Source organism: Streptomyces sp. NRRL S-495, assembly GCF_000966955.1.
In the GTDB taxonomy this organism is placed as follows: domain Bacteria; phylum Actinomycetota; class Actinomycetes; order Streptomycetales; family Streptomycetaceae; genus Kitasatospora; species Kitasatospora purpeofusca.
Genome location: NZ_JZWY01001113.1, coordinates 1 through 5,007, shown reverse-complemented (window position 1 = coordinate 5,007; position 5,007 = coordinate 1). Strand labels below are relative to the sequence as shown.

The following is a 5,007-nucleotide window of genomic DNA, read 5'->3' as shown; positions in this document are numbered from 1 at the left end:
TATCAGATCCGTTTGCCGTTGTTTAACCGGCGCTTTTCGTTTCTGAAATCTGGTGTTAACCGTCGACTTGCGGCGACTCGACCAACCATAGCGGGTCGTCGGGCCGAGCGCGAATCGGGCCGCGCCGGTGTCACCCGGTCGGACGCGTGATTTGTTGCTCTCGCGAGCATATACAGCAATGGTCCCGATTCGCCAAGATGCCTGTAGAGTGCGGCGCATCGGCCAAGAGGACTAGACCACTAGTGGTCGACGAGATGACTGACTGGTGGGGGCGGACGGCATGGCCGACCACCCGGAATGTCAGCGGATGTCCGAAGTTGACATGATTTAGGCTTCAGTCGATCACCCCGCCGCGTTCGCGGCCGCTCGCCTGTACTGCGCACTTGGGAGGCTCATCCATGACCACTGTGACGTCGCCGCTGACCGGCCGGGTCGTAGGGCTCGCCGGCGTGCCGGACCCCGTGTTCTCGGGTGCGATGGTCGGCCCCGGCACCGCGATCGACCCGGTGCGTCGGCCCACCGAGGCCGTTGCTCCGGTCGACGGCGTGGTCGTCTCGATGCACCCGCACGCGTTCGTCGTCGTCGACGCGGACGGGCACGGGGTCCTGACCCACCTGGGCATCGACACCGTCCAGCTGAACGGCGAGGGCTTCGAGCTGCTCGTCAACAAGGGCGACACCGTCACCCGCGGCCAGGCCGTCATCAAGTGGGACCCGGCCGCCGTCGAGGCCGCCGGCAAGTCGCCGATCTCGCCGATCGTCGCGCTGGAGGCCGCTGCCGACTCGCTCGGCGAGCTGCTGGAGAGCGGGGAGGTCGCCGTCGGCGACGCCCTGTTCAGCTGGAGCTGACCTCTCCCCTCTTACAGGACACACCCGCCCCACCGCTCCGGTCGGGGCGGCCCGGCACACAGCGGTACCCGGCGGGGCCGCCTCTCTCACGGAGAAAGACATGGAGAAGACGCTGCGAGGCGTGGGTGTCAGCCACGGAGTCGCGATCGGCCAGGTGCGGCACATGGGTACCGCGGTGCTGGAGCCCCCGGCCACCCAGATCCCGACCGAGGACGCTCCGCGCGAGCAGGCCCGCGCCCAGGCAGCCGTCGAGGCCGTGGCCGCGGACCTGATCGCCCGCGGCAACCTGGCGGGTGGCGAGGCCCAGGCCGTGCTGGAGGCCCAGGCGCTGATGGCGCAGGACCCGGAGCTGATGGCCGACGTCTCCCGCCGGATCGCGGTCGGCAGCAGCGCCGAGCGCGGCGTCTACGACGCCTTCGCCGCCTACCGGGCGCTGCTCGCCTCGGCCGGGGAGTACCTGGCCGGCCGGGTCGCCGACTTGGACGACGTGCGGAACCGGATCGTCGCGCGTCTGCTCGGCGTGCCGATGCCGGGTGTGCCGGACAGCGACGAGCCGTACGTGCTGTTCGCCCGGGACCTCGCGCCGGCCGACACCGCGCTGCTGGACCCGACGCTGGTGCTCGGCTTCGTGACCGAGGAGGGCGGGCCGACCAGCCACAGCGCCATCCTGGCGCGGGCCATGGGCGTACCGGCCGTGGTCGCGCTGCCGGGGGCGTCCGACGTGGCCGAGGGCACGGTCGTCGCGGTGGACGGCAGCTCGGGTGACGTGCTGGTCGAGCCGAGCACGGAGAAGCAGGAGGAGTTGCGCCGGATCGCCGCCGAGCGCAAGGCGGCGCTGGCCGCCTCCTCCGGTCCGGGCGCCACCTCGGACGGGCACCGGATGCCGCTGCTGGCCAACGTCGGCGGTCCGGGCGACCTGCCGGCCGCGCTGGAGGCGGGCGCCGAGGGTGTCGGTCTGTTCCGCACCGAGTTCCTCTTCCTGGACGACTCGGCGAAGGCGCCGACCGAGGAGAAGCAGGTCGAGGCGTACCGCAAGGTGCTGGAGGCGTTCCCGGAGGGCCGGGTCGTGGTCCGGGTGCTCGACGCGGGCGCGGACAAGCCGCTGGACTTCCTGACCCCGGCCGACGAGCCGAACCCGGCGCTCGGTGTGCGCGGTCTGCGCACCCTGCTGGAGCACCCCGAGGTGCTCCGGACCCAGCTGCGGGCGCTGGCGACGGCCGCCGAGGGCCTGCCGGTGCACCTCGAGGTGATGGCCCCGATGGTGGCCGACCGCAAGGACGCCAAGGACTTCGCCGAGGCGTGTCGCGAGGCCGGGCTGAGCGCCAAGTTCGGCGCGATGGTGGAGATCCCGTCGGCCGCGCTGAGGGCGCGCTCGATCCTCCAGGAGGTCGAGTTCCTCTCCCTGGGGACCAACGACCTGGCTCAGTACGCCTTCGCCGCGGACCGCCAGGTCGGTGCGCTGGCGCGGCTGCAGGACCCGTGGCAGCCGGCGCTGCTGGACCTGATCGCCTTCGCCGCCGAGGCCGCGCAGGCCGAGGGCAAGAGCTGCGGTGTCTGCGGCGAGGCGGCCTCCGACCCGCTGCTGGCCGTGGTGCTGACCGGTCTCGGTGTCACCAGCCTGTCGATGGGCGCGGCGTCGATCCCCTATGTGCGGACGGCGCTGGCCAAGTACACGCTGGCGCAGTGCCGCCGGGCCGCCGAGGCGGCGCGGGCGGCGGACAGTGCCGAGGAGGCGCGGGCCGCGGCGCAGCAGGTGCTGTCGGGCGAGTAGCGGTCGCGGGACACAGCGACGGAACACAGCGAGGGGCCCGCTCCACCAGGTGGTGGAGCGGGCCCCTTCGGCATGTCAGGGGGGTCGGTCACTCGGCCGCGGCGGCGCGCTCGCGCTCCTGGCGGAGCTGTTCGAACCAGCGCAGGTGGTCGAGGTTGTCGACGGAGCCGGGGTTGACGGCCTGGTCGAGCGGGGTGCCGGAGAGCAGTCGCTTGACCGGGACCTCGATCCGCTTGCCGGTGAGGGTGTGCGGCAGGCCGCGGACGGCGATGACCTCGTCGGGGACGTGGCGCGGGGAGAGCTCGGTGCGCAGCGAGGTGCGGATGCGGCCGATGAGGTCCTGGTCGAGCTCGGCGCCGGGGGCGAGGACGACGAAGAGCGGCATCCAGTAGCCGCCCTCGGGCTCCTCCAGGCCGATGACCAGGGATTCGGCGATCTCGGGGAGGCGCTCGACGACCTCGTAGATGTCCGAGGAGCCCATCCGGACGCCCTGGCGGTTGAGGGTGGAGTCGGAGCGGCCGTGGATGACGACGGTGCCGCGGGAGGTGACGGTGATCCAGTCGCCGTGGCGCCAGATGCCGGGGTACACGTCGAAGTAGCTGTCGTGGTACCGGGTGCCCTCGGGGTCGTTCCAGAAGCCGGTGGGCATGGACGGGATGGGCTTGGTGACGACGAGTTCGCCGACCTCGTCGGTGAGCGGGCGGCCGTTGACGTCCCAGGACTCGACGGCTGCGCCGAGGCTGGGGGCCTGGATCTCGCCGAGGTGGACCGGGAGGGTGGGGACGCCGCCGACGAAGCAGGAGCAGACGTCGGTGCCGCCGCTGACGGAGGCGAGCCAGACGTCCTCCTTGACCTCCTCGTAGATCCAGCGGAAGCCGTCGGGCGGCAGCGGGGAGCCGGTGGTGCCGAGGCAGCGGACGGCGGAGAGGTCGAGGTCCCGGCCGGGGTGGAGGTCGGCCTTGCGGCTGGCGATGACGTAGGCGGCGGAGGTGCCGAGGACGGTGGCGCGGGTGCGCGCGGCCACGGACCAGAAGGCGCCGGTGTCGGGGTGGCCCGGGCTGCCGTCGTAGGTGACGACCGTGGACCCGACGAGGAGGCCGGCGAGGAGGAAGTTCCACATCATCCAGCCGGTGGAGGTGTACCAGAGGAAGCGGTCCTCGGGGCCGAGGTCGAGGTGGAGGCCGGCCTGCTTGAGGTGCTCGACCAGGATGCCGCCCTGGCTCTGGACGATGGCCTTGGGCAGGCCGGTGGTGCCGGAGGAGTAGAGGACCCAGAGCGGGTGGTCGAAGGGGACGGCCTCGAAGACCGGCTCGGTGTCCTCGGCGGTCAGGTCGTCCCAGGCCAGGGCGCCCTCGGGGGCGGGGGCGCCGAGCAGGGGGACGTGCACGACGGTGTGCAGGGTGGGGAGTTCGCGGCGGAGTTCGGCGACGACCTCGGTCCGGTCGTGGTCCTTGCCGCCGTAGTGGTAGCCGTCGACGGCGAAGAGGACGACCGGCTCGATCTGCTGGAGGCGGTCCAGGACGCTGCGGGCTCCGAAGTCGGGGGCGCAGCTGGTCCAGACGGCGCCGACGGCGGCGGTGGCGAGGAGGGCGACGGCGGCCTGCGGGATGTTGGGCAGGTAGGCGCCGACGCGGTCGCCGGGGCGGACGCCGCGGGCGCGCAGGGCGGCGGCGAGGGAGCCGACCTGTCGGCGGAGTTCGGCCCAGGTGAGGACGAGCGGCTCGTCGGTGGTCTCGTCGAGGTGGAGGACGGCGGGGCGGTCGGCGTTCTCGGCCTGCTCGCCGGCGCGCAGGGCGTGCTCGGCGTAGTTGAGGCGGGCGCCGGGGAACCAGCGGGCGCCGGGCATCGCGGGGTCGGCGAGGACGGCGTCGGGGGCCTGGGTGAAGCGGACGTCGAACCACTGGGTGACGGCGGTCCAGAAGCGGTCGAGGTCCTCGACCGACCAGGCGTGCAGGGCGGCGTAGCGGGCGGCGGCCTCGGCGTCCGAGGCGGTGGGGGCGAGCGGGGCGGCCGGGGCGCCGTGGTGCTGGGCGGCCCAGGCCTGGAAGGCCACGATCCCGGTGCCGGCGGCACGCTCGGGGTTCGGGCGCCAGAGCGGCTGGTCCTGGGGTGGGGTGCTCACGGTGGTGGTCTCCCGGCCGGTGATGAGGGCGGACGGGGTCGCTTGTGGCAGGGCCCGCGTCCGGTTGGGGGCTGTCGGTGCAGACCCTGCCATGTGAGCGGCCGGGGCGCCAGGGTCTCCCCGGCGCGGCCGTCGCTGGTCAGGGGCGGGTGAATTCGCCGTTGAACCAGGAGCGGGAGACACGGGTGTGGAAGGGGAAGGCGAGCGGGGTCTCGGGGGTGGAGAGCTGCCAGCCGTCGGTCTCGTCGGTGGGGACGGAGGGCGGG

Annotated in this window: 3 protein-coding genes; 2 read left to right on the top strand and 1 reads right to left on the bottom strand. The window is 73.0% G+C overall.

What is annotated here, in order from left to right; genetic code table 11:
- The first annotated feature begins 398 nt into the window (after window positions 1-398).
- Complete coding sequence (locus VR45_RS39590) at window positions 399-848, top strand: PTS glucose transporter subunit IIA (RefSeq protein ID WP_045944812.1); 450 nt, start codon at window positions 399-401, stop codon at window positions 846-848.
- A gap of 100 nt (window positions 849-948) precedes the next feature.
- On the top strand, window positions 949-2,619 hold the full coding sequence (gene ptsP / locus VR45_RS39585) for a phosphoenolpyruvate--protein phosphotransferase (RefSeq protein ID WP_045944811.1): 1,671 nt from the start codon (window positions 949-951) through the stop codon (window positions 2,617-2,619).
- An 88-nt stretch (window positions 2,620-2,707) separates the two neighbouring features.
- Here the strand turns inward: ptsP and VR45_RS39580 are convergent, their stop codons facing one another.
- Window positions 2,708-4,741: an acetoacetate--CoA ligase gene (locus VR45_RS39580; RefSeq protein WP_045944810.1), complete on the bottom strand. Its 2,034-nt coding sequence runs from the start codon at window positions 4,739-4,741 to the stop codon at window positions 2,708-2,710.
- Window positions 4,742-5,007: the final 266 nt, after the last annotated feature.

Coding starts and splice junctions, on each gene's coding strand:
- VR45_RS39590 (WP_045944812.1), top strand. CDS start 399: ATGACCACTGTGACGTCGCCGCTGACCGGCCGGGTCGTAGGGCTCGCC.
- ptsP (WP_045944811.1), top strand. CDS start 949: ATGGAGAAGACGCTGCGAGGCGTGGGTGTCAGCCACGGAGTCGCGATC.